A 25,652-nucleotide genomic window follows, 5' to 3' on the forward strand; every position below is an offset into this window, starting at 1 on the left:
CTATTTTTCACTATAATCCTTCTTTGTAGAAAAAAAAATTATTTTGCCTCGTCCCACAGACGGTCCATTTCTTCTAAGGTTACATCCTCAAATGAAAGGCTTTTTTCCTTTAACGCATTCTCAATATAGTTAAAGCGCTTTTTAAACTTTTGGTTCGTTGCGTTGAGGGCTTCTTCTGGATCTATCTTATAAAACCGCGCTAGGTTTATCACTGAAAATAACAGATCTCCCAGTTCCTTTTGCTGTTCATCGCCTTCTGCTTCCTGAAACTCTTTTAATTCTTCTAGAATCTTATCAAAAACAGGTCCTGCTTCTTTCCAGTCAAAGCCCACCTTTGCCGCTTTTTTCTGATAAAGAAATGCTTTCTGAACAGCTGGGAGTCCTTTTGGCACTCCGTCTAGAAGTGACTCTCTATTTTCTTTTCCTGATTCTTTTGCTTTAATAGCTTCCCAGTTGGCTACAACTTCATCTGCGTCCTCTGCTGAAACATCACCAAACACATGCGGATGCCGACGAATCATCTTCTCTGTTAAAACGGCGATAACATCATCTATGGCAAAGAACCCTTCCTCTTCTCCGATCTGTGAGTGAAGAAGGACTTGAAGCAATACATCACCCAGTTCCTCAGCAAGAGCCTCATCATCTTCTTCGTCAATCGCTTCAAAAACTTCATACGCTTCTTCAATTAAGTACTTCTTTAACGTTGCATGGGTCTGTTTTTGATCCCACGGGCATCCGCCGGGCCCTCTTAGCCTAGCGATCACGTTTCTTAAAAACGAAAAGTCTCGATACAGAAGCTCCTCTTCTTTAACAGGAGGAACATAAACCGCGGTTAAGTTGTTTAACGTCACTGTCTGGTCTAACTCATGGAGCGGAACTTTTTTTATGGATTCATCCGTACTGCCAGCTGCCGTAACAACCACAACTTCATAATCGTCTGGGTATTTTTCCATCAGTGTCAGCTTCACTTCAGATGCAATAAACGCATCATAGACTTGTACGATAACAAGATGATGGCGAATCTGGATCTCATCTGCAACTAGAGCAGTTCCATCAAGGATCTGGCAGCCTTCAATAGGATCAATTTTTAGAGAAGTATACATTTCGTCAAGAAAACTTTTCCCGCCAGCAACTGCAACTTCAATACCCCTGCTCTCAGCTTGGTGCAGCAGAATCTGAACGGCTTGTTCCGCGACTAATGGATGACCCGGAACAGCATAAATAACGTGGCCTTCCTTTTCAGCTGCTTGAAAAAGCGTTTCTGCAATCTCCTCATAAACCGGTTCAAACTGATCATGCTTTTCATAAATAGCATCAAAGGCAATAAAGTTCTTTCCTTGTTCGGCAAGCTCTTCTATGGCAGGGTGATGCACCGTGCGTACATATACTGTTTCAGAGGATCCAAGCATTCTATAGATACCCAATGTCATCTGGTCTAAATTACCAGCGCCTAACCCGATAATTGTTATTCTTTTTGTCATCATGGTCTCCTTTTTTTTAGACGTTTAAACAGTTTGCTCACAAAACTAACGGAATGAAACACAGATTCCCATTCTGCTTTAGAAAATATCTTTAGCTTCATGATACTAATTAGATAGATGGCTGCACCTATTAAAGATGAGCTGACGCTGATCAACATCGCCTGGAAACGAGTGTCGCCGGTAAACAGAACGATCTCTGCAACAAATACCCATAACGAAACTCCAACTGCCATAAGCCCCAAGGATAAAATGTAAGAAAGAAGTTTAGACGTATTGGCACCACTTAAAAAATGAGTTGATTGCTGAAGCTTTATCAGTTGAACAACCGCTGCAATAAGCGTTGCAGATACAGTTGACAGTGCAGCGCCCTCCATTCCCATAAACGGTATCAATAAAAGGTTTCCGGTAACCTTCACAATAACAGCTAATAAAATTGAAATAGCAGCAAATCGACCGTGGCCAATGCCTTGTAAAAGCCCGGTAGCCGTATAGATAATAGATACAAAAAGAATGGAAACACAAAGAATGGCGAGGGCTAGGGAACCTTCTTCATTTTTAAAAAGCATTATATTAAGGTTTTTCATAATACAGATCAGTCCTACGGCAGCCGCTCCTCCAAAAACAACAGAGATCTTCGTAGAAAGTTTGGCAAGGGACTGGATCTCCGTTTTTTTCTTTTCTGTTACTAATGATGCCATCTCTGGAACAACGGCAAGGGCTACAGAAGCTGCAGCTATAGTTCCCAGCTGAAGGAGGGGCTGTCCACGATCAAAAACTCCTTTTAGCAGCCTTGCATCGTAATCTTTCATTCCACTTTCTACCCATACATTTACAAAAAGAAAGGCATCGACAAGCTGCATAAGAGCGAGGATGAGTGCACTTAAAGAAAGGTAGATACTTGATTTAAGAAGTTCGGCTGCATATAAAAACCTAATCTTTGCACGTTTATTATATGAACTCGCAAACCCCTTTTTCCAAAAGGATAAAAGAAATAAACCGGAAGCCAGAGCACCGACAACTGACCCGGATAGGGCAGCAGCACCTGTCTCATAGCTTGAAAATCCTTTTGAAACAAAGTAATAGGATAACAATAATATGCCTGAAACTCGTATAGTCTGTTCAATCAATTGTGAAACGGCAGTTAGCTGCATATCTCCGTATCCTTGATAAATACCCCTAAAAAAAGCAGAAAGAGGAATGAATAAAAACAGGACTGAGATCACTCTAATCGGCAGATAGAGGCTGTCATCCCCCATCCAGTGCGCGATGAAAGGGGCTGTTATAAATAAGGAAAAGAACGAAAAAACTCCAAGCCAAAAGGATGTCCATACAGACGTTTTAATAAGGTGATCATTATTGTTTTTTTCTGAGACGATCATTTTTGACAATGCCATAGGAAAACCTGTAAAGGCAATTGCAGCTGCAATCGCATAAAACGGGTAAGCCTGTTGAAATACATAAAAACCGAAATCACCCGTCATATTTTGATAGGGAATTCGGTAGACTGCACTTAATAATTTCACTATAAGTGCTGCTGCGGTCAGCAGCAAAGCACCTTCCCACACAGAAGACTTTTTTTTCATGGTATAACCCTCAATACTATGTAGTCACGTTACTAACAAACTTATTTCCCGGGACGACACATGTCGACACGCTCTTCATGAATTCAAGGTATTATACCATAACTTAAAAAATTACCCGAAGGCATACACACTGCACCTGCAGATTCTCGGTACAGCTCACAGTTTTCGTACAAGTTTTGCTCGTCGCTGATGAAGAGATGCGACGCTTATCAATCAGCCAAAAAACAAAAAAAGAAAGAGCATATGGCCCTTTCTCTATTGCTCCATCTGTCTGGCTAAAAATCCAGCAGCTGTTTCAGCAAGCTTCTGCTCTAGTTCTGAGAGCTTTTTTCCTTCTTTTCCAATCATGACAACTGCTCCAATTGGGTCTCCGCCTGCAATGATTGGTGCAATAACATGGGATGTGCTTTCTTTTATCCCATCGATCAGCTCGGCGTCGGTTCCGTTGGATTCAACCAGCGTCTTCCGGTCACTCATGGAGGCTTCCACTACTTTACCGATGCTCTTATTGTGATAATCTTTTTTGGATCCGCCAGCTACCGCAATATATGTATCACGGTCAGCGATTAAAACAACATGACCAGTACTATCAGCAAGGCTTTCTGCATACTCCTTCGCAAAATCACCTAACTCATTGATCGGAGAGTATTTTTTTAAGATGACTTCTCCATCTCTGTCTACAAAAATCTCAAGCGGGTCTCCCTCACGAATCCGAAGTGTTCTGCGGATTTCCTTTGGGATAACAACACGCCCAAGGTCATCAATACGGCGAACGATACCTGTCGCTTTCATATAAATAATGCCCTCTCTTTCGGATGATGATGAATCCTGATGTAACAACAAAATGGTTCCTTCTCTGAAAGAATGTTCCATTTTCTAGGTTTATTATTTGTTACATCTGCTGTTCTATACACAAAAAGAGGGGTTAATAAATTTTACGGAGTATTTACTGTCTTTTCTTTCCTAGCATGCTTTATTTCTTTTAGGAAAAGATCGATTTGCTTTAACAGCTCCAAGTCTTTAAGACGCTTACGGTTTATAACTACTTTCATTAAATTGTTCTGCATGCCTAGGTTTACATGTCTCCCAATTTTGTTGGCAATGTCAAACATCTTAGCTCCATCTAAGGATGCCGTTGCCTTTTCATTAAGCAGCATCATAACCGTATCTTGTTTCTGTTCAATTGATCTAACACCCTCACGTTTTGCGCGAAGTTTAATTCCGGCTGCAAGAAGCAAACATTCAACTTCTACTGGATAATCTCCAAAACGATCGATAAATTCTTCCTGCAGATCTGAAATATCTTTCAGTGCTTTCGCTGCACGAACATGTTTATACATTTCAATCTTTTGCTTTTCGTCACCTATATAGCTTGTTGGAATATACGCATCAACTTCAACGTTAAGTTCCACATCTTCTTCAACTTCTTTTGGTTTGGTTCCTTTTCTTTCTTGTATCGCTTCTTCAAGCATTTGTGAATAGAGATCAAAACCTACTGAATCAATAAATCCATGCTGCTGAGCACCAAGCAGGTTACCCGCTCCTCGAATAGAAAGGTCACGCATCGCAATTTTAAAGCCCGACCCTAACTCTGTAAATTCTTTGATAGCTTGAAGACGTTTTTCTGCTACTTCTGTTAAAACTTTGTCTCGCTGGTAAGTGAAATAAGCGTAGGCAACACGATTCGAACGTCCCACGCGCCCTCTAAGCTGATAAAGCTGAGAAAGACCCATCTTATCAGCGTCATAGACGATAAGAGTATTAACGTTTGGAATATCGACGCCCGTCTCGATGATCGTGGTCGAAACCAATACATCGAAGTTCCCTTCTAAGAATTCCAGCATGACGCTTTCGAGCTCGTTCTCAGACATCTGGCCATGTGCATAAGCCACACGGCAGTCAGGTACAAGCATGGAGATCTGCTCTGCCATACGTTCTATCGAATCAACACGGTTATATAAGAAATAGACCTGTCCCCCCCTGCCCATTTCTCGTTCAATTGCTTCACGGACGAGGGAGCCGTTGTAATCCATTACATAGGTCTGCACTGGGAATCGGTTCTCAGGCGGCGTCTCAATAACGGACAGATCACGTACACCTAGCATTGACATATGCAGAGTACGCGGTATAGGCGTTGCTGTTAACGTGAGTACATCCACGTTTGATTTTAGCGTCTTGATCTTTTCTTTATGCGTTACACCAAAACGCTGCTCTTCATCAATGATCAATAAACCTAGATCCTTGTATTGAACATCTTTTGAAAGTAAACGGTGTGTACCTATCGCAATATCCACCGTACCTGCTTTTAATCCCCTGAGTACTTCGTTTTGTTCTTTTTTTGATCGAAACCGGCTTAAGCTGCCGATGCTGATTGGAAACTCAGAAAAGCGTTCACGGAACGTTTCATAGTGTTGTTGTGCAAGGATTGTGGTAGGAACAAGAAATGCTACCTGCTTCCCATCCATGATTGCTTTAAAAGCTGCACGAATTGCTACTTCTGTCTTCCCATATCCAACATCTCCACAAAGGAGGCGATCCATTGGACGGATGCTTTCCATATCTTTTTTGATCTCTTCAATCGCTCGCAATTGATCGTCTGTCTCCTGATAAGGGAAACTTCCCTCAAACTCGCTCTGTTCCGCTCCGTCCTCAGCAAATGCGTAGCCTCTGCTTGCTTCGCGCTCTGCATAAAGCTTGATTAAATCATCTGCAATATCCTGAACAGAAGACTTAACTCTGCTCTTTACCTTCTTCCAATCGCTGCCGCCAAGTGAATAGATCTTAGGCTCTTTGCCTTCTGATCCCACATATTTTTGTACTTGATCGATCTGTTCTACTGGCACATAGAGCTTATCGTTTCCCGAGTATTTAATATGCAGGTAATCTTTATGAACACCTTTGATTTCCAGTGTCTCAATGCCTAAGTATTTACCGATCCCGTGATTCACGTGAACGACATAATCGCCTACCTTGAGTTCGGAATAACTCTTAATCCGTTCTGCGTTTGTCATTCGCTGTTTTCTAGCAGGACGTTTTGCTTTTTTAGTAAATACCTCTTCTTCAGTGATGACGACGAGTTTTTGTTTAACTGATTCAAATCCGCTTCCAAGGTCACCAAGCAGGATCTGACTTGTTTTCGGTTTGATATCCTGATCTTTATCAATGATACCCGCATCCATCTCATAGTCTGCAAGAACACGTTCCAGCCGGTTTGCCCGCTCCTTGTTCATCGCAACGAAGACAATCGCAAAACCTAGTTTTTTCCATCGGTCCATCTCGCCTTTTAAGACGTTCATCTGTCCATGGAAGTTCTGCATGCTCTTACATTCTACATTTAGAATATTTTGAGGCTGCGTGTGCTGAACATGCCTTAAGAACAAGGATAGATAAATGATCGGAAACGCCTTTTTGTCACCTAGAATGTTGCTTGTATCTGGGGATATCGTCAGATCTTGAACAAGTTCTCCATGTTCGAGCAGAGCAGTTTGCCACTCTGCTTCTTCTTTATCGAGCTGCTGGCTCGTTTCCTGAATGCGTCCGATTTCATCCATGATAATTAAACTGTCAGATGAAATATAATTTAGAAGGCTTGCAGGGTTATCATAAAAGAGTGAAGCGTATTTATACATACTTTGAAACTGCTGATGTTCACGCAGACGGCCTGTTTCATAGCTGATATTCTCAACGAGTGTTTCTTTGAGTGCATCATCTTTTATGTTTTTTAAAGTAGCAGCAAGTTTTGCCTCTATTCTGTCTGCTGCCTTATCATAGTGCTCATCGAATAGAATCAGTTCCTCTGCAGGTGCAATAGTGATTTCTTCTACCTTGTCCTGTGAGCGTTGTGATTCTGCTTCAAAGTATCGAATGGAGTCTACTTCTGTATCAAAAAGTTCAATCCTAACCGGGTTTTTCTCTGTTAACGGATAAATATCGATGATTCCTCCGCGCACACTAAATTCTCCAGGTGTTTGAACCATGGACGTTCTTTCATATCCCATCGCAACAAGTTTATTTAAGATTTGATCAGGATTGATATCCTCACCCATCCGAAAAGAAAGACCCGCTTGTTTCCAAATATCAACCGGCGGCAAATATCTCCGCAAGCCTGCCACAGGTGTGATGATCACACCTTTAGAAGCATGACTTAAATAGTTTAGCGCCTCAATCCTTTGGCCTTTAAGCTCAGGACTTGAGATCGCCATCTCTGACGATATTAAATCATTAACCGGATATAAATAAACCTCATCTTCAGATAAAAGAGAAGTTAGGTCTTCATATAGTTTTTGTGCTTGGAATAAATTATGGGTCACCACAAGCTGGGGTTTTCCGGTCTTCCCATGCAGACTGCTAATAAGCATGGTTCGAGCTGAACCCGAAAGACCAGCTACAAGCTGTTCTTTCAGTCCTGCGTTTATGCCATCCACGATAGATTTAAAGTCTTCTCCCTGACTAAAATATTTCTTTAATCCGAGCATTACTTACTCCCCCTCTCACGCGCTAGTACTCGTATATGAACTGTAATTTTAAACAGAAAAAGGCTTTGGCCCTCGTAATTGACGTAAGGCCAAAGCAACACCTTATTGAATAAAAGATTTCAACGTATGATATTCAGGATAGCGTTCTAATGTGTCCTGACAATCTTCACATGTAGTCGTAACTTCTATATCTCCATTCTCTTTATAGGAGAGTAATTCCTGCCGTTCTTCTGCACTTAATACTTCAAACCCAAGATGTGCTGCATCAACAGTATGATGGTCTATCGTGCCAACATGTGTTTTACAATGCCTGCACCGGTAATGAATAGCCATGTACGGTCCCCTTTCGGTTAGCATTATACTAACCATTATGAGCGGAACACGTGTAATCTATTCTTTACCCGTTAAACTTATTCATGACTTTATCAAACGTTGTTTCAATAAAGGCTTCACATGCTTTAACAGATCGCTCAATACCACTTTCGACATCAATCTGTTCTTCTTTTGAAAAACGATTTAGTACAAAGTCAGGGACGGGCTGTTGATTTGTGGGGCGGCCAATACCAAATCGTATTCTCTTAAATTCTTGTGTCCCAAGGTGAGCAATCATTGATTTAATTCCGTTATGTCCTCCAGCGCTCCCTTTTGTACGGAGTCTTAGTTTTCCTGGAAGTGTATCGAGATCATCATAAACAACTAGAATATCCTCAACTGGAATTTGAAAGTAATCCATAAACGGACCGATGCATTCCCCGGATAAGTTCATATACGTTAACGGCTTCAGGATAAATACCTTTTCTCCACCAACGATTCCCGTTCCATACAGGCCTTTAAATTTTGTTTGCTGCATCTGAATGTTTAGAGAGTCGGCAAGTTTGTCGATCACTTCAAATCCAATGTTATGACGGGTTCCATCAAAACGCGACCCAGGATTCCCGAGTCCAATAAACAATTTCACTTTATGCTCACCTAACCTTTAATTGTCTTACAATCATTATACATCAATTCCTGCAAACACAATAAAACGCAGCAGCCGCTGCGTTCTATATGCATTATTCTATTCGTCTTTCTTACCTTCTTCTTGACTGTCCTGTGTAACAGATTCAGAGGACTCTGGAGCATCTCCAACTTTATCCGCTTCTTCTGTATCTGGGTCTGTTTCGTCATCTTGAATTTTTGGTGGTGTTACACTTGCAACCACATCATCTTCTTGATGAAGGATTTCGTATTTACTGCCAGTCGGTAAATCCTTAACATATAAAGAATCACCGATGTTCAGGCCTTCAACTGAAGCTTCCAGTTGTTCTGGGAAATCGGAAGGAAGCGCCTTAACGTTCACTGTCGCAAGCACACGCTGCAGAACTCCGCCTTCTTTTACTCCAAGAGAGTCACCTGTCAGTACGACTGGCACCTCAGCCTCTGTTTCTTTATTTAAATCAATCGCAATAAAGTCTATGTGTGTTACAGCATTTTTTAATGGATGAACTTGCATTTCCTGTACCATGACAGAGTAGTCTTTTCCATCCACTTTTAATTTGATTACACCGTTTTTACCTGCTTCTCTGTACGCCTTAATAAATTCTGGCTCATCCACAGATAGAGCTACAGACTCTGTTCCATATCCATAAAGGTTAGCAGGAACATGTCCTTTATTTCTTAATTCCGTTAATGAAGAACGTTTGTCAGTATTTCTTTTGTCGACTGTAAGATTCGTTGCCATATTGAGATCCACCTTTCCTATTTCGAGTCTCTTTAAAGCATTACCCGAACTGAAAGATTTTAAAACGCGAGTTAGAAATCTATTTGAGCAACGAACTCTCAATCACACCGTTTTTAATCGAACAATTTAGAAACAGACAGCTGCTCGTGAACACGAATAATCGCTTCTCCTAATAAAGGAGCTACAGATAGCTGTGTCACTTTATCAATTTTCTTTTCTTCTGGAAGGACAATTGTGTTTGTAACAACAAGCTCCTTAATTTGAGAGTTTTGGATACGATCCATTGCAGGTCCTGAAAGAACAGGGTGTGTACAACAAGCATACACTTCTTTAGCACCGTTCTCGACAAGTGCATTGGCAGCCAATGTAATCGTGCCAGCTGTATCAATGATATCGTCGATTAGGATCGCTGTCTTTCCTTCAATGTTACCAACAATGTTCATAACTTCAGAAACATTCGGGCGAGGACGGCGCTTATCAATAATCGCAATCGGCGCCTTAAGACGGTCTGCCATCTTACGCGCTCTTGTTACACCGCCATGGTCAGGTGAAACAATAACAATATCATCTAGTTCTTTATTTGCAAAATAATTTGCTAAGATAGGAACACCTAGCAATTGGTCAACCGGGATGTCAAAGAAGCCTTGAATTTGAGTCGCATGAAGATCGATTGCAATCACACGTGTTGCTCCAGCAGTTTCTAATAAGTTGGCCACTAGCTTAGCTGTGATCGGTTCACGGGCACGAGCTTTACGGTCTTGACGTGCATAGCCATAGTAAGGCATTACAACATTAATTGTTTTTGCAGATGCACGCTTAAGAGCATCGATCATGATTAATAGTTCCATCAAGTGCTGGTTAACAGGGTCACTCGTAGATTGAATAACGTATACTTCGCAGCCGCGAATACTTTCTTCAATATTAATTTGAATTTCTCCATCGCTAAACTTTGTTACTGAACTTTCTCCAAGTTCAATTCCAATGTGCTGAGCAATCTCCTTAGATAATTCCTTATTAGAATTTAACGTGAAAACTTTCAATGTAGGATCTACATACGTACTCATTGATGGCTCCATCCTTCCCCACTCTTAAAATTATTGTTATTGGTTTTGCTTTTCATTTAACTTTTGAACATAATTTTCTTTTACAGTCTGACGCGATCTTGCAATGGATAATGATTCTGCAGGTACATCATTCGTGATGGTCGAGCCTGCTGCAACATAAGCGTTTTTCCCAACGGTAACAGGAGCAACTAAGTTGGAATTACAGCCAATAAACGCTCCATCTTCTACTTTTGTTAAGAACTTGTTCTTTCCATCATAATTAACAGTGATAGATCCGCAGCCTAAATTAACATCCTTACCGATCTCAGCATCTCCAATGTAGCTTAAATGAGATGCTTTACTTCCTGTACTCATGATAGACTTTTTCACTTCAACAAAATTCCCGATCTTTACCTTGTTCTCAAGAACGGACTTGGGGCGGATGTGTGCAAACGGACCGATCGCTGCTGCATCGCCGACTTCACTGTCATGAACGACAGACTGACGGATCGTGTTTCCATTTCCGATCAAGCTGTCTTTAATTTCAGATTGAGGGCCGATGATGTTTTCCTCACCAATTTTTGTTTGACCTAGAATAACAGTACCCGGGTAGATGACCGTATCGCTTCCTATCTCAGCATCATCTGAAATATAAGTTTGTTCTGGATCGATCAATGTAACACCATTTCTCATGTGACGCTCATTGATACGTTTCTTCATATAACGTTCTGCTTGCGAAAGCGCCACCCGATCATTTACACCAAGTGTTTCGTTAAAATCAGGCGTTTGGTAAGCTGCTACAACTTCGCCTGCATTTTTTAAGATTTCAATAACATCTGGCAAATAATATTCGCCCTGTACGTTATCGTTGTTCACTTGCTTTAGCGCTTCAAATAATGCTTTATTATCAAAACAGTACGTTCCTGTATTGATCTCAGTCACTTTGCGTTCTTCTTCTGAAGCATCTTTATGCTCAACATTTCGTTCAACAGTACCTTCGCTGTTACGGATAATACGTCCGTATCCGGTTGGATCCTCTGGCTTCGCAGTAAGAATCGTTGCTTTTGCACCAAGTGACTCATGCTCAGCAATTAGCTTTTCCATCGTTTCTGAAGTGATAAGAGGTGTATCACCACAAACAACAAGGGTGATTCCTTCTTCATTAGCTAATACTCCTTCAGCCTGCATGACAGCATGGGCTGTACCAAGCTGCTCTTCTTGAAGCACATACTGAATGTCGGAGCCTAATTGTTCTTGAACTTTTTCAGCTCCGTGACCCACAACAGCCACCATTTGTTTCATCTGAAGAGAGCTGATCTGATCAACAACATGTTGAACCATCGGCTTCCCGCAAACAGGATGTAATACTTTATATAATTTGGATTTCATCCTTGTTCCTTGACCCGCAGCAAGAATGACCGCATAGCGATTTGTCATAGTGAACCTCCATCCATCTTCCTAAATCTTAAATATTTCTTAACATACCATTACGAATATATCTTAAACACGTAGTCATTTCAAGAAGGGACGCGGGATTGTCAATGGTTTGATAAATTTTACTGTAAAAAAGGGGGAATTGCGGATATAGATAGGAAGGTTCTTTCTTATGAGGAAAAAAAGAGCAAACAAAAAGAACCCAATCATTTTGACCAGGCTCTAGATTCTTATTGAGATATTAAGAAGCCCCTGCTTCTTCTAAAGCAGACTCCATTTCTCCCATACGGTGATATTCTGTTAATACCGCATTTTGAATCTTCTCACGAGTACTTGAAGTAATCGGATGTGCGATATCACGGAACTCTCCATCTGGTGTTCGTTTGCTTGGCATAGCTACGAACATTCCATTATTGCCATCAATTACTCTAATATCATGAATAACAAATTCATGATCGATTGTAATGGAGGCAATCGCTTTCATACGGCCTTCTGTATTTACACGGCGTAATCTTACGTCAGTCACTTCCATTCACAAACACCACCTTTTTCCAAAATAAGAACGTAATACTACAATTCTTCAACATTTTACAAAATCCTTCTTCGAATAAAAAAAAATTTTCAAAAAATTTGTGACGTCTGTCTGGAGTGCATTTTAACCCAAAAAAGGAGTGGCTGAATTCCGCTCCAGGTTGCTCCCTTTCCGCGGGGCGGGCGTTGAGCCTCCTCGGCCTGCGCCTGCGGGGTCTCACCTGGCCCGCTGGCTCCCGCAGGAGTCTCGCACCTTCCGCTTTATCAACCGGTGGCTTTCACAATCTTTAGAAAAGAGCCTTTTTTGAATGTTTTTTCAATATGATTCATAAAGCACAAGATCTACGACACTCCTGCGGAAAAACTGGCTGACGAGACCCCGCAGGGAGGAACGAACGAGGAGGCTCGGCAGTTAGTCCGCGGAAAGGGAGGAGATCTAGTGCTGCTAAACGAGCTGTATAACAAAACTCAAAAAAAATAAGCCCCGCATAGGGACTTATTTTGTAAGTGCGATTACTTCGATCTCAACTTTAGCATCTTTCGGAAGGCGCGCCACTTCTACACAAGATCTAGCGGGCTTATGTTCATTAAAATATTCGCCATACACTTCATTAATAGAAGCAAACTCATTCATGTCGCTAATAAAAACTGTAGCCTTGACTACTTGCTCCAGTGAAGAACCCGCTTCCTTCAACACAGCTTGTAGATTACGGAACACTTGATGCGTTTGTTCTTTCACATCACCGTCTATCATAACTCCTTCTTTTGTAAGGGGAATCTGCCCTGAGCTAAAGAATAATTGGTCGATCACGATCCCTTGAGAATAAGGACCGATAGCTGCAGGTGCTTCTTCAGTATGAACTTTTTTCATTACGCATGACCTCCGTTTAATGAATAATTGCCTTTTTCTACTTCAATACGGTTTTCCTTTTCATTCACTTGCGAGAGACGTGCAATTGATACATAGTCATCAACAAGACGTTCAGAGACTTCCTGAGCTTCTACCAGAACGCCAATCCCCTCGATATGTGCCTGAAATTCTTCAATCAAACTTATCATACCTTTAATCGTTCCGCCGGCTTTCATAAAGTCATCAATAATTAATACGCGAGAACCCTGTTTGATGCTTCGTCTAGCAAGCGCCATCGTTTGAATGCGTTTGGTTGATCCAGAAACATAATTAATACTCACAGTCGAACCTTCTGTTACTCGACTGTTGCTTCTTACCACTACTACAGGAACGTTTAAATGTGTAGCAACTGCGTAAGCTAGCGGAATTCCTTTTGTCGCTATCGTCATTACGACATCAATTTTTCTTGAAGAAAAGATGGATGCGAACAAGCGGCCGATCTGATTCACTAACCGAGGATTTCCGATTACATCTGTTACGTATAAATAACCGCCAGGCAAGATACGGCTGGGATCTTCAAGCAGCTGAACAAGCTCTTCCACTGTAGCTTCAGCCTCTGCATGATCGATGCCTGGAATATATTTAACACCGCCTGCTGCACCAGGAACCGTTTGGACGTGTCCTAAGCCGTGCTGCTCAAAATGTTCCTTAATAATAGCAAGATCTTCACTTATTGAAGATTTAGCGGATTCGTATCGTTCTACAAAATAAGATAAGGGAATGAGTTGATGGGGATGATGAAGAAGGTAAGCTGTCAGGTCTACCATTCTTCCGCTTCTTTTTAATTTCATATTATCCTCCAAAACCGAATGTTTGAAGATAATATACCATTTTTATACGGATTTTATCAATCATTCCCCTAATAAACGAACGGCATATACTTCATGACAAAAGCCTCTTAAGCCGTTATAGACTCTCTGAAGACGAGACTCATGCTGAAAAAGGCCAAAAACAGTCGGTCCGCTTCCGCTCATTAAAACCGCATCTGCTCCAAGCCTCATCATTTGTTCTTTGATGTGCTTCACTTCTGGATACATGTTTAACGTCACCGATTCTAATACATTTCCAAGAAGATTGCAGATCTGGTCATAATCTTTATCTTCAATTGCCTTGACCATGCCTTCCACATCAGGATGATCCAGTCCTTGAAGCTTTAAATTGCGATATACTTCTCCAGTGGATACACCGATAGGAGGCTTAGCTAACAGAACCCAGCAAGGAGGCGGTGATGAGATGTGGTGAATCTTTTCACCTCTGCCTGTAGCAAGTGCGGTTCCTCCATATACACAAAAGGAAACATCTGAACCTATCTTGGCTCCAAGCTCAGCAAGCTCATCAAGTGACAAACCTAATTCCCACAGCTTATTCAGTCCTTTTAACGTAGCTGCTGCATCACTGCTCCCTCCGGCCAAGCCTGCCGCAACTGGAATTTGTTTAGAAATATGTATAAAGACACCTTTATTAATGGAGAATGTCTTCTTTAAAAGCAAAGCTGCTTGAAAGGCTAGATTCCGTTCGTCGAGGGGCACAAACCCTCCTGAGCTTTCAATTCTTATCTCATCTGTGTCTAATAAAGTCAGTTCTATACGGTCAGCTAGATCTACCGTTGTCATTACCATAGCCACTTCATGAAATCCATCTTCTCTCTTACGCAGCGCATCGAGAGATAGGTTAATTTTAGCTGGAGCTTTAATGGATACTTTATTAATTGTCATCATTATCCCTGCCTACCATATTGCACATTTTTGATATTTTTAATAGTAACACAGTATGACGAATGAAATATAGTTAAAATCAACTCTATATCAATAGAGGAAAACCGGAGACACAAGGGCCTCCGGCTAATAATTACCGCATATTTTATCTGTTTCCATTGTTATATCTCTGTTCCGCGATCTCAAGTGCACGTTTCACCATATTGCCTGCATCTTTAGAACGAATACCGCCCCAGCCTTCTCGTTGGACAGTATCATAAAAACCAAGCTCTTTTGCGATCTCAGTTTTTAATCCTTCAGACATCATTCCTTGTTTTCTGCGTCCCATGATGAAAACCCCTTTCATATGCGATACTTCATAGTATCTCCAAAAGGGGTTTTAACTATATAAATAAATTTTTTACTGATCTATGTATGTTTGTTTAGAACATAACCAGACGGGTAAAAAAAATAGCAGTAAAGAATTCTTACTGCCCGATTGCTGCTTGTGTATCTTCTAAGAATGTAAGTTCTACTGTTTCTGTGAGTACATCCGCGTAACTATAAGAAACACGTTCAAAAGCGTTGGTGTCCTGATCTAATTTGATAATAAAAACTGCAGGGTACGTTTCTTCCAGTGTTCCTAAACGTTCGATCGTTTTGCGTCGACCGCCATTTGCACGTAAAGAAAGTCTTCTGCCCACGTTGGACTCTAAAGAGCGTCTGATGTCCACAATTGTTTTACCCATTTTAGGCTCCACCTCACTTAGACAAATTGTAACACAAATCGTGCTTTTTTGTCAAATTAAAATTTTCATTATAGCAAGCAAAGCAATTTCATGTCAATGACCAAATATCCTTTTTTTGCTCTTTTTAGTATGTCAATACTCCTGGGGAATATGTATAAAATGAATATTTTTTACAAATAATTCTTTAATATATCCACTTTTGGGGTATTTTTGTGATTTTATAAAAACTTTTCCCATAAATAAAAAACTCCGGACTTCCGGAGTTCTCATGAGTACTATGGCTTTGTTTTTATAGGCATTCCCGTTCTTAGAAACCCTCTCGTCTCAACCCCGCCTAAACCTTCTTTACCAGTCAATGTATTCCGCAGAACGTCCATAACATTCACCCGGTCCATAAACGAGGTCAGGCTGATTTTTGAGACGATGTATACTGGATCTAGTGCATGTATGTTAATACGGGCTGGTGAACTTGCAAAATTGGATCCTACTTTAATCAACGATTCAAAGTGAGATTGACAGGCACCTGCAAAAATCATGAGATGGTCGAGGTGTGTATACTTCCTTCTCACTTCTCTGACGGTTCGTATGAAGTATTTAGTATGGCGGTATGCATTCACATCAGTTATATCGCCTTTTGACTTCATATAGGCATCATGACCCGTAATCACAAGTATATCTGGCCTGACTTCATCAACTAGTGCCGGCACCTTTTCTGGCATCTCCGTTTCCTTCATATGAATACCGTATACGGGAACGCCAAGTTTTTTATATAGCTCCAGACATTTATTTAAGTATAAAGGGTCTCCGTCAATATGAAGCACTCTTCCCGGCAGCTCAAAGTAAGATTGATCATATTGATATCCGTTCGTCGATAAGTACTCCCTCTTTTGTCGAAGAAGATAGTAATCTTGCCTGAATAATTTAAATGAAGATTCTTCTTTCTCTTTTTCAACTTGCCTGTGTTCAGACATATGTTTATCGTCAACAACAAATAAATCATCGACAGGTGCGTCTGCCCATAATCTAAGCTCTTCTCCAGCAAGTTCAGCAATCGTTCGATCTTCACTAAATCCTACAATACGAAAAAGCAGATCCCGTTTGTAAGAGTTTCTGGTCACAATTGATCCAATCTCTAGTTTCATTTTACTCCCCCTATTTGGAGTAACAAGCTCCTGCTCCCAATGTTCCTTTAATAAGAGTATGTGAAAGTTGGGGGAAAAATGAGGTTTATTTTATAAGCGGCAAAAGAGCATCAGCTAATTTACCAAATTCCTGTATCGTTAGTGTCTCACCACGGCGTTTTGGATCAATTTCAATCTCTTCTAGTATAGCTTGCAGCTCTTCTTTCTTATCCTTTGTTACGAGCTTGCTTGTCAGGTTGTTCCATAATGTCTTTCGTCTTTGTGCAAAAGAAGCTCTTACAACTTCGAAAAAGAATTCTTCATCTTTCACTTCTACAGCCGGCTCTTTTCGCAGCGTTAGCTTAATGACAGAAGAGTCCACATTAGGAGCTGGAACAAAAACCGTTTTAGGCACTTTAATCATTGTCTCAGCTGTCGCATAATATTGAATAGCAATGGAAAGAGAATTGTAGTCCTTCGTTCCTGGAGATGCCGCCAGACGGTCGGCTACCTCTTTTTGAATCATACAAACAATTCCACGGATGGGAAGCTTGTCTTGAAGAAGTTTCATAATGATCGGTGTCGTAACGTAATACGGCAGGTTAGCTACAACCATCAGATCCTGTCCTTCTTCAAAATGTTCTTTTATCACTGCATGAATATTCGCTTTAAGAACATCTGAATGGATGATTTCCACATGCGGATATGGTGCTAAAGTTTCTTCTAAAATAGGCAGCAGACGCTGATCGATCTCAAATGCCACCGCTTTTTTTGAGGCTCTTGCGATAAATTCAGTCAGAGCTCCAATTCCCGGGCCAATTTCAATCACACCTGAATCCTCTGTTAGATCTGCAGCATTCACAATATTATTTAAGATGTTGCGATCGATTAAAAAGTTTTGCCCCAAACTTTTTTTAAACGTAAAACCATGCTTCTCAAGTATGGCTTTTGTGGATTGGGGAGTAGATATGTCTTTTCTCATGCCTTATTATCCTCCTCATTGCTATAAAGCGCCTTTAGTGCCTGTTCAAATTCTGCAGGTGTTACTCTGAACATATTTAAGCGTTTATGTAGCTGTTTTGCATTCATATAACCTAACCGCAGTTCTTTTCCTATAATCTCACGTCTATGTTTTGAATCTGACCCACCTGTTAATCCTGCAGACATCAGATCATCCCAGGAGATCAGTTCATCTTCTGGTTCTATAAGCTCTTCTCGTACATGTGACAGAGCTGCAATAATAGCTTCTCTGGATGCATGTTCGACCCCTACACCTTTATTGCCTTTTGCAAGTGCATCTGCCTTATCTAAATAGGCATGTTTACATCCAGGAACAAACTCAGAGACGATTTGCCGAATTCTTTTACCTGGAAAATCAGGATCAGTAAAAACGATTATTCCGCGTGTCTCATGAGCTCTTTTTATCCGATTCAGTGTATCTATACTAATTTCAGAGCCGTTTGTTTCTATCGTATCTGCTATAACAGATCGCTTAATGGCAAGCGTATCGCTCTTTCCTTCAACAACAATAATTTCTTTAATTTTTTTCATGATTTCCTCCAAAACGGTGAAACCTTTTTAGGCATTGCAACGTCTAATAAATTGAACGAAAAAACATCTTTTACTAGTATACCCCAGGCGTCAAGAAAGTCTAGGATTACAAAAGAATAACTTCAATCAGTCTTCGTTATCCCATGCATACAAAAAAGCACAGGGATTTTTCCCCATGCTTCAAAAGTTTAGTCTATGATGCGAATGGTAACCGATTTTCTTCCCCAAGACTCCGCTCGTGACTGAGAAGAAAAGAATACGTCAATCTTGTTGCCTTTAATAGCTCCTCCAGTATCCGAAGCGATAGCATATCCATATCCTTCAACATACACTTTAGAGCCAAGCGGGATTACATTAGGATCTACTGCGATTACTTTCGCATTCGGGTTTGCTCTTAAGTTAAAGCCTGTAGCCGTAATTCCTGAACATCCAGCACAGTGTGCTGTATAAGCTGTACTTGTGACTGTTATTACTCTGCCACCAGAGTTGCTTGATGATGATTTACTACGCGAAACAACTGGCTGTGGCTGCGCCTTTGTTCCAACAGCAACAATTTTATCAGTGCTGTCTGCTAACGTTTTTTCGCTGATCAGTTTTCTGGAAATCTCTTTTCCGTTTTCCATAACAACCTCAAAGCGCTTTTCACGTTTTCCTTTTTTGCCATCTTGCACAACACGTTCTTTGCCTTTTGTTAAACCACTGTCTTTGCGGTTAACAACAGCAAAAGGTGTTTCTTCTTCCACTACATCGGTGACCTTTTCTACTCGGATGACTTCAACCTGCGTTTTGCCGGTAATTTTGTCAGTTTTAGCAGGTGTTACTCGATCAATTTCACCTAATGATACCTTTTGTTGCTTCAAAAGGTCAGCGACGGTAGTCGAAGTGGTCCAAACTTGCTGAGCTTTTCCGCCCACAACAAGCTTAACCGGGAATGCTGATTCAATTTTTATCTTGCCTTGATCTTGAATATCAGCAGTCAGATTGGGCTTAATAGAATCATGTTCATTTAGCGTTAGCTGCTGTTCTTTTACGAATTGTTCAACAGTCTTCGCTGTCGTCCAGATCATCTTTTCCTTGCCATCAACGGTAAGGCTAACTTCTTTTGCTTCTAGATAATCAACCTTCATATTGTCTGTAACCTCAGCATCAAGCCCTGGTTTTACTAGATCATGCTGGTTGAGATTTATGTTTTGTTCGCTTAACAGTTCTCTAACCGTGTTGGCATGTGTCTTCACTTCTGTTTTCTTTCCGTCGAGCATGAGCGTTACTTCAGCTTTCGTAGTTTCATAACCTACGAATCCAGTAGTTACTGCTAAAACGAGAAGAGCAGCTATCGAAAGATAAATTTTCTTTCTTGTGATACTTGAGAACAAAGCTGTAATATTCCTATACATTCAATTTCCTCCCCTACAAGGACTGCATTATAAATATCTTTTTTCTCTCTGTCAAATCACCCTCCCTTTCGTCATTAATTGACCCAAGCCAATTATGAACATAAAAGGATAAAAAAGGGAAGAAAAACCGTATGACAAATTTCCATTCCCTTTTGTCAATTCTTGAAAGATTAACGCGATATTCTTCATGCTTTGCTAGTTTCCGACAACATTCCTTATCGGGAAATGTTAAAGATCCGAAAAGCATTGTCGGAAGTTTTCTTTATGATGTCTTCAAGTGGAAGAACTTTTAATTCTGATAGTGTTTCTGCGACATACTTTACATAAGATGGTTCATTTCTTTTGCCTCTAAGTGGATGAGGACTTAGATAAGGACAATCCGTTTCAATCAATAGCCGGTCCATCGGAATCTCTGCAGCAACTTCCTTAACCTTCTTGGCATTCTTGAACGTTACTGGTCCACCAAAGCTTATGTAGAAATTCATTTCCATACATTGACGGGCAACCTCAATGCTTCCGCTGTAGCAGTGCATGATACCGCCAACTTCATGGGCTTCTTCCTCTTTCAATATGTCAACTACATCTTGTGTTGCTTCCCGGTTATGAATGACGATCGGAAGCTTCACTTTTTTTGCGAGCCGGATCTGGCGTCTGAATACTTCTTTTTGAACATCTGCAGGCGACTTGTCCCAATGGTAATCTAATCCCATCTCGCCAAGAGCGACAACTTTTGGGTGTGCTGCAAGTTCTTCAATCCATGCCAAATCTTCGTCTGTCATATCGATCGCATCAACAGGGTGCCACCCTACGCATGCATAGATAAAGTCGTATTCTTCAGCAAGCTGCATAGCGCCTTGAATAGTTTCACGGTCAAAACCAACGACCACAATATGTGTTACGCCTTCATCTATAGCCCGCTGGATTACTGCTTCGCGATCTTCTTCAAACTGTGTTGCATTCAAATGAGCATGTGTATCAAACATAATGTACAATCCTTTCAACTTTACAAATCTTATCACATTTTCCATTCATTCGGGTAACAGTAGCGTTACAAGTTAATTACATTATAGGTATTAAGACCTATTTTCAACATGGGATACACCAGGAAATCACTGCCAAACGCACTAAAGATGGCAAAAAAGCAGGGATAAGCTCCCTGCTTTTTGTTTTTATTTAACTTTTGAACCGTTTGGAAGGGACGGATCTACTGTGGCCAATGTTAATTGCCCTTCAGAAGAACCAGCCAAGATCATTCCTTGTGACAGTTCTCCGCGTAACTTGACTGGCTTTAAGTTCGTTACACAGATTACTTTTTGACCGACTAGATCCTCTGGCTTGTAAAACTGTGCGATTCCAGATACAACTTGGCGTTTTTCATAGCCTAGATCTAACTGAAGCTTTAATAATTTATCTGCTTTTTTAACAGGCTCGGCTTCAATAACAGTCGCTACTCTTAAGTCTACCTTCATAAAATCATCAATAGAGATCTCGGGTTTTTCCTCAGCAGCAGGCACTTCATGTTTTTCTGTCTTCGGTTCTTCTGCTGGAATTGAAGCTCCGCCCATAGAATTTTTTATAAATTCGACTTCTACTTCTGTTTCTAATCGCGGAAAGATCGGGTCTCCTTTTTCAACAGCAGTCTCTGCAGGAATAGCACCAAACTCTTTAAGTGATTCCCATTCAGTAATGTTCTTATCTTTCAGACCTAGCTGTGTCCAGATCTTTTCTGGTGTTTCTGTCATGAATGGCTGAATCAAAACAGAAACAATACGGATGGATTCCGCAAGGTGATACATCACACTAGCCAGTTCACCTTGTTTCGCTTCATCTTTTGCAAGAACCCAAGGCTGTGTTTCATCTATATATTTATTCGTGCGGCTTACTAACTGCCAAATGGTTGAAAGTGCAATTGAAAACTCAAGTTTTTCCATCGCTTCTTCTGTCTTTCTTACAGTTTCCATTGCAAATTCTTGGAGTGTGCCGTCAAATTCGGTAACTTTGCCTTCATATGAGGGGATCTTTCCATCAAAGTATTTACCGATCATGGCAATCGTACGGTTCAATAAGTTCCCTAAGTCATTTGCGAGGTCAGCATTTACCCTGTCGACAAAGCTCTCAGGAGTAAACACGCCATCTGATCCAAACGGCACCTCACGCAGTAAATAGTAGCGAAGCGGATCTAATCCATATCGATCGATTAAGACATTCGGATCGACTACATTTCCTTTGGACTTGGACATCTTGCCGTCTTTCATTAGTAGCCATCCATGCGCGATAACTTGCTTTGGTAACGGAAGGTCTAATGCCATCAGCATGATCGGCCAGTAGATCGTATGGAAGCGAACAATTTCCTTACTCATTAAGTGGACATCGGCTGGCCAGTATTTCTTATACTTTTCATCATTTTCACTGCCATAACCAAGAGCTGTAATATAGTTAGATAACGCATCGATCCAAACATAAATAACATGTTTTGGATTTCCAGGTACTTTTACGCCCCAGTCAAAAGACGTACGAGACACAGCTAGGTCTTCTAAACCTGGCTTAATAAAGTTATTGATCATCTCGCGCTTTCGTGATTCAGGGAAGATAAACGCAGGGTTCTCTTCATAATAAGCGAGTAGACGATCAGCGTATTTGCTCATACGGAAGAAGTAGCTTTCTTCTTTTACTTTCTTCACTTCACGGCCGCAGTCAGGACACTTGCCATCTTCAAGCTGGCGTTCTGTAAAAAATGACTCACAATCTGTGCAATACCAGCCCTCATATTCACTTAAATAGATATCATCCTGATCTAGAAGCTGCTGAAAAATCTTTTCGACAGATTTTTTATGTCTATCATCTGTAGTACGAATGTAATCATCATAAGAGATGTCCATCTTCTTCCATAATGCTTTAATATCTTCGACAATGCCGTCCACATACTCTTGGGGATGAAGGCCTTGTTCGTTCGCTTTCTTTTGAATCTTTTCTCCATGCTCATCCGTTCCTGTCAGATACATAACATCATAACCTCTTAAACGCTTATATCTTGCCATCGCATCTCCTGCTGTAGTCGTATAAGCATGACCGATATGAAGTTTGCCGCTTGGATAATAAATAGGGGTTGTAATATAGAATGTTGGTTTTGTCACTCGTGCCGCCTCCTCAAAATAATTACCTTATAGGAAAAAAAGCCCCTCGATTTAGGGACTATTTGTTCTTTACATTTAGGAAAAATATAACTGTAACGGTAAATGTATCTTTTTACAAAAACTATAAAAAACTGTTTGCATTAGGTCATAAAAGTAAAAAAGTAAGCGAAAGATTTCTATGTAAATACTTTCATTATTCTCTTTTCTTCCTTCAAAATATACCTAATGCATTGAAAGTGTGTCAAGGCATAGAAGCCAATGGTCGGAAAGGGAAATATGAATAGTATTTTTTCGTTGTTAGTTTTGTCGAAATTTGACGTTTTATTTTATTGATATTCCCAGTTAAATTTTTTCATCTTTTACACATTCTTGAATTCTATATGACAATATATGAATATATCTTCCATAAATGGGTTTTGAAAATATTATAATATGGGTATAGTCTATTAAATTTATTGGTAAAAGTGAAAAAATGTTTAAATCAAAACTATTGACGACAATTGGAAATGTTGGTAAGATGTTCTCGTAGGATTTTGTCGAATTCTGACGATTTAAATAGATAGGGAAATCTTTTATATATTTTGGGAGGAGAGATTTTATTATGAAATCTACAGGAATTGTACGTAAGGTTGACGAACTAGGACGTGTCGTTATTCCAATCGAACTTCGCCGTACTTTAGGAATTGCAGAGAAAGATGCATTAGAAATTTATGTTGATGATGACCGTATCATCCTTAAGAAATACAAGCCAAACATGACTTGCGCGGTAACTGGTGAAGTTTCTGATGACAACTACACAGTTGCAGGCGGAAAGATCATTCTTAGCCGTGAAGGTGCTAAAGAAGTTATGGAAGAACTTCAAAAGCAATTACAAACATCAAAATAAGAACATAAAAAATAAGAGCCTTCGATTAGAAGGCTCTTTTCCTTTATACAATGACTATAGTCCATGGTATTCTTGATAAATTTCCCGCTTCGGCATGTTTCGATCAGCTGCTGCTAGCTTAATTGCATCTTTTGGTTTCTCGCCTTTGTCTACATAATGTTCCACGTGATCGATAATCGAAAACGACTCCCACCACTGTTCTTGCTCTTCGAAACCTGAACTCCCGCTTCCTTCAACAACTAAGCAGAACTCGCCTCGTATTTCAGCATCTTCTTGATCAAAGAACTCTGTTACTTCAGATAATGAACCACGAATGATTTCTTCATATTTTTTTGTTAGTTCCCGTACAACCGCGATATTCCGGTCTTCCAATATACTACTCATAGCCTGAAGTGTTTCTTTTAATCGATGAGGAGCTTCATAAAACAGCAGGGTAGAAGGAAAACGTTTAAGTTTCTCTAACTCTGATTTCTTTTCTTTTTTTCCTCTTGGAAGAAAACCGTAGAATGTAAATAGTTCTGTGTTAAGTCCTGATGCAACAAGTGCTGGCAGTGCTGCATTCGCTCCAGGCAGTGGAATAACAGGAATGTTCTCTTCTACACATTGAACAACAAGTTCATATCCAGGATCTGATATGCCGGGCATTCCTGCATCTGTGACTAATGCGATTTCCTTTCCTTCTTTTAATGATTCTATAAGTTTCATACCACTATGTTGTTTATTGTGATCGTGATAACTCGTTAAGGGTGTACCGATCTCAAAGTGGTTGCATAACTTTTTGGTCTGCCTTGTATCTTCTGCCGCGATTAAATCTGCTTCTTTTAAAATACGGATTGCCCGAAACGTCATATCTTCCAAGTTGCCGATCGGTGTTGGAACCAAGTACAGCATACCGCTTCCGGTCTCATTTCCGTAGCTCTTTTGCTGCCACATACGAAACACTTCCCTCTTTTATAATTCTTTCTTTTTCAGATCGATTCAGTTTCTTTACTGCAAATTCCATCCGCATTGCTTCTTGTTTTGTAGAAAACGATTCCTGGAACACAAGTCTTAGAGGACCTCTTCCCCTCGTATACTTAGCGCCTTTACCTTCTTCATGCTTACGTAAACGCTGAGTTAGATCATTGGTATAACCCGTATAGTATGATCCATCGCCACACTCTAAAATATAGATATAATGATTAACATTATTCTTCACCATAGAACATCCTTTTTAACTCATCTGTGTAATGGCCGTCTTCACCATACACTGTAATAGGAGGTAAAATGTGCAGATCTGGTTTGCCGTTTTTCATTCCTTCTATTAAAAGCATATTTGCCTCACTACCTGCTTTTGGGTAGATCAGCTGTAATTTCTTTGGTTCTAGTTTATACTTCCTCATAAAAGCTAATATTTCCATCAATCGGTTTGGACGATGCACCATTGCGACTTTTCCGCCTTGTTTAACTAGCTGGCTGCTAACCCGTATAACATCTTCCAAGGAACAATAGATCTCATGGCGTGCGATAGCAAGGTGCTCATTTTGGTTAAAATCTTTTTCATGAACAGATGGGAAGTACGGTGGATTGCAGGTTAGGGCATCAAACGTTCCATGTCCATACTTACTGGGAGCTTCTTTAAGGTCAGCTAGATCCATATGTAATTGCTCACCCAAACCGTTTAGCTCAACACTTCTTCTTGCCATGCTGTACAATCTTTCCTGTATTTCTACACCCGTTATGTCAGCTTTCGAACGCTTACTTAACAAAAGGGCAACCGCACCGTTTCCAGTGCATAGATCAATAATCTTCCCTCTTTGAATAGGTACCCAAGCAAAACGGGCCAATAATACAGCATCGAGAGAAAATGAGAAAACAGAAGGACTCTGTATGATTTTCAAATCAGGATGAACTAAAAAATCAATCCGTTCATCTGGCAGGAGCTGTTGTTCCACAGTAACTCCCCC

At 40.5% G+C, this 25,652-nt stretch carries 25 protein-coding genes; 1 reads left to right on the forward strand and 24 read right to left on the reverse strand.

The annotated features are described in order from the left end of the window. Positions 1 to 38: 38 nt before the first annotated feature. The 21 genes from yabN to metG form a co-directional block, all read right to left on the reverse strand. On the reverse strand, positions 39 to 1,481 hold the full coding sequence (gene yabN, locus IEV52_RS21040) for a bifunctional methyltransferase/pyrophosphohydrolase YabN (RefSeq protein ID WP_188404523.1): 1,443 nt from the start codon (positions 1,479 to 1,481) through the stop codon (positions 39 to 41). After that, positions 1,481 to 3,064: a putative polysaccharide biosynthesis protein gene (locus IEV52_RS21045; protein WP_188404524.1), complete on the reverse strand. Its 1,584-nt coding sequence runs from the start codon at positions 3,062 to 3,064 to the stop codon at positions 1,481 to 1,483. The genes yabN and IEV52_RS21045 overlap by 1 nt, the downstream gene beginning before the upstream one ends. A gap of 255 nt (positions 3,065 to 3,319) precedes the next feature. Beyond that, positions 3,320 to 3,856 carry a stage V sporulation protein T gene (gene spoVT / locus IEV52_RS21050; protein ID WP_188404552.1) on the reverse strand — a complete coding sequence of 179 codons (537 nt, stop codon included), beginning with the start codon at positions 3,854 to 3,856 and terminating at the stop codon, positions 3,320 to 3,322. Between the two features lie 143 nt (positions 3,857 to 3,999). Next, positions 4,000 to 7,539, reverse strand: coding sequence for a transcription-repair coupling factor (gene mfd / locus IEV52_RS21055; RefSeq protein ID WP_188404525.1), 3,540 nt, complete (start codon positions 7,537 to 7,539; stop codon positions 4,000 to 4,002). A 102-nt stretch (positions 7,540 to 7,641) separates the two neighbouring features. Beyond that, the gene (fin, locus tag IEV52_RS21060; protein ID WP_188404526.1) at positions 7,642 to 7,872 is read right to left on the reverse strand and encodes an anti-sigma-F factor Fin; all 231 of its coding nucleotides are present in this window, start codon (positions 7,870 to 7,872) and stop codon (positions 7,642 to 7,644) included. 64 nt (positions 7,873 to 7,936) lie between these two features. Further along, positions 7,937 to 8,497 carry an aminoacyl-tRNA hydrolase gene (gene pth / locus IEV52_RS21065; RefSeq protein WP_188404527.1) on the reverse strand — a complete coding sequence of 187 codons (561 nt, stop codon included), beginning with the start codon at positions 8,495 to 8,497 and terminating at the stop codon, positions 7,937 to 7,939. Between the two features lie 99 nt (positions 8,498 to 8,596). Next, entirely contained in the window at positions 8,597 to 9,259 is a 663-nt protein-coding gene (locus IEV52_RS21070; RefSeq protein ID WP_188404528.1) for a 50S ribosomal protein L25/general stress protein Ctc, read from the reverse strand. A gap of 113 nt (positions 9,260 to 9,372) precedes the next feature. Next, positions 9,373 to 10,323, reverse strand: coding sequence for a ribose-phosphate diphosphokinase (locus tag IEV52_RS21075; protein ID WP_188404529.1), 951 nt, complete (start codon positions 10,321 to 10,323; stop codon positions 9,373 to 9,375). A gap of 36 nt (positions 10,324 to 10,359) precedes the next feature. Next, a complete protein-coding gene (gene glmU, locus IEV52_RS21080) occupies positions 10,360 to 11,739 on the reverse strand; it encodes a bifunctional UDP-N-acetylglucosamine diphosphorylase/glucosamine-1-phosphate N-acetyltransferase GlmU (RefSeq protein ID WP_188404530.1) in 1,380 nt (459 codons plus the stop codon). Between the two features lie 238 nt (positions 11,740 to 11,977). Beyond that, complete coding sequence (spoVG, locus tag IEV52_RS21085; RefSeq protein ID WP_066238133.1) at positions 11,978 to 12,268, reverse strand: septation regulator SpoVG; 291 nt, start codon at positions 12,266 to 12,268, stop codon at positions 11,978 to 11,980. A gap of 495 nt (positions 12,269 to 12,763) precedes the next feature. Further along, complete coding sequence (locus IEV52_RS21090) at positions 12,764 to 13,138, reverse strand: RidA family protein (protein WP_188404531.1); 375 nt, start codon at positions 13,136 to 13,138, stop codon at positions 12,764 to 12,766. Continuing rightward, entirely contained in the window at positions 13,138 to 13,968 is an 831-nt protein-coding gene (gene purR / locus IEV52_RS21095) for a pur operon repressor (RefSeq protein ID WP_188404532.1), read from the reverse strand. Before purR ends, IEV52_RS21090 begins: the two co-directional genes overlap by 1 nt. 60 nt (positions 13,969 to 14,028) lie before the next feature. Next, on the reverse strand, positions 14,029 to 14,892 hold the full coding sequence (gene ispE, locus IEV52_RS21100; RefSeq protein ID WP_188404533.1) for a 4-(cytidine 5'-diphospho)-2-C-methyl-D-erythritol kinase: 864 nt from the start codon (positions 14,890 to 14,892) through the stop codon (positions 14,029 to 14,031). A 145-nt stretch (positions 14,893 to 15,037) separates the two neighbouring features. Continuing rightward, on the reverse strand, positions 15,038 to 15,220 hold the full coding sequence (locus IEV52_RS21105; RefSeq protein ID WP_188404534.1) for a small, acid-soluble spore protein, alpha/beta type: 183 nt from the start codon (positions 15,218 to 15,220) through the stop codon (positions 15,038 to 15,040). A gap of 139 nt (positions 15,221 to 15,359) precedes the next feature. Beyond that, positions 15,360 to 15,620 carry a biofilm formation stimulator Veg gene (gene veg, locus IEV52_RS21110; protein ID WP_066238125.1) on the reverse strand — a complete coding sequence of 87 codons (261 nt, stop codon included), beginning with the start codon at positions 15,618 to 15,620 and terminating at the stop codon, positions 15,360 to 15,362. Between the two features lie 275 nt (positions 15,621 to 15,895). Further along, positions 15,896 to 16,762 carry a sporulation peptidase YabG gene (gene yabG / locus IEV52_RS21115; protein ID WP_188404535.1) on the reverse strand — a complete coding sequence of 289 codons (867 nt, stop codon included), beginning with the start codon at positions 16,760 to 16,762 and terminating at the stop codon, positions 15,896 to 15,898. 85 nt (positions 16,763 to 16,847) lie between these two features. Continuing rightward, positions 16,848 to 17,723: a 16S rRNA (adenine(1518)-N(6)/adenine(1519)-N(6))-dimethyltransferase RsmA gene (rsmA, locus tag IEV52_RS21120; RefSeq protein WP_188404536.1), complete on the reverse strand. Its 876-nt coding sequence runs from the start codon at positions 17,721 to 17,723 to the stop codon at positions 16,848 to 16,850. Beyond that, on the reverse strand, positions 17,720 to 18,292 hold the full coding sequence (gene rnmV, locus IEV52_RS21125) for a ribonuclease M5 (protein WP_188404537.1): 573 nt from the start codon (positions 18,290 to 18,292) through the stop codon (positions 17,720 to 17,722). Before rnmV ends, rsmA begins: the two co-directional genes overlap by 4 nt. A gap of 188 nt (positions 18,293 to 18,480) precedes the next feature. Next, positions 18,481 to 19,686, reverse strand: a complete 1,206-nt coding sequence (locus IEV52_RS21130; RefSeq protein WP_188404538.1) for a resuscitation-promoting factor — start codon at positions 19,684 to 19,686, stop codon at positions 18,481 to 18,483. Between the two features lie 215 nt (positions 19,687 to 19,901). Next, positions 19,902 to 20,672: a TatD family hydrolase gene (locus tag IEV52_RS21135; protein ID WP_188404553.1), complete on the reverse strand. Its 771-nt coding sequence runs from the start codon at positions 20,670 to 20,672 to the stop codon at positions 19,902 to 19,904. A 183-nt stretch (positions 20,673 to 20,855) separates the two neighbouring features. Beyond that, complete coding sequence (metG, locus tag IEV52_RS21140) at positions 20,856 to 22,820, reverse strand: methionine--tRNA ligase (RefSeq protein ID WP_188404539.1); 1,965 nt, start codon at positions 22,818 to 22,820, stop codon at positions 20,856 to 20,858. Between the two features lie 601 nt (positions 22,821 to 23,421). Here metG and abrB point away from each other — a divergent pair. Further along, entirely contained in the window at positions 23,422 to 23,706 is a 285-nt protein-coding gene (gene abrB / locus IEV52_RS21145) for a transition state genes transcriptional regulator AbrB (protein ID WP_066238107.1), read from the forward strand. Positions 23,707 to 23,760: 54 nt separating this feature from the next. Here the strand turns inward: abrB and rsmI are convergent, their stop codons facing one another. Genes rsmI through IEV52_RS21160 form a run of 3 tightly spaced genes read right to left on the reverse strand, consistent with a single transcriptional unit; the run spans position 23,761 to position 25,640 of the window. Then, positions 23,761 to 24,639 carry a 16S rRNA (cytidine(1402)-2'-O)-methyltransferase gene (rsmI, locus tag IEV52_RS21150; protein WP_188404540.1) on the reverse strand — a complete coding sequence of 293 codons (879 nt, stop codon included), beginning with the start codon at positions 24,637 to 24,639 and terminating at the stop codon, positions 23,761 to 23,763. Further along, positions 24,611 to 24,907 carry a GIY-YIG nuclease family protein gene (locus IEV52_RS21155; protein WP_188404541.1) on the reverse strand — a complete coding sequence of 99 codons (297 nt, stop codon included), beginning with the start codon at positions 24,905 to 24,907 and terminating at the stop codon, positions 24,611 to 24,613. The genes rsmI and IEV52_RS21155 overlap by 29 nt, the downstream gene beginning before the upstream one ends. Then, the gene (locus IEV52_RS21160) at positions 24,894 to 25,640 is read right to left on the reverse strand and encodes a tRNA1(Val) (adenine(37)-N6)-methyltransferase (RefSeq protein WP_229754405.1); all 747 of its coding nucleotides are present in this window, start codon (positions 25,638 to 25,640) and stop codon (positions 24,894 to 24,896) included. Before IEV52_RS21160 ends, IEV52_RS21155 begins: the two co-directional genes overlap by 14 nt. Positions 25,641 to 25,652: the final 12 nt, after the last annotated feature.

Source organism: Fictibacillus barbaricus (genome assembly GCF_014635025.1).
Lineage (GTDB): Bacteria > Bacillota > Bacilli > Bacillales > Fictibacillaceae > Fictibacillus > Fictibacillus barbaricus.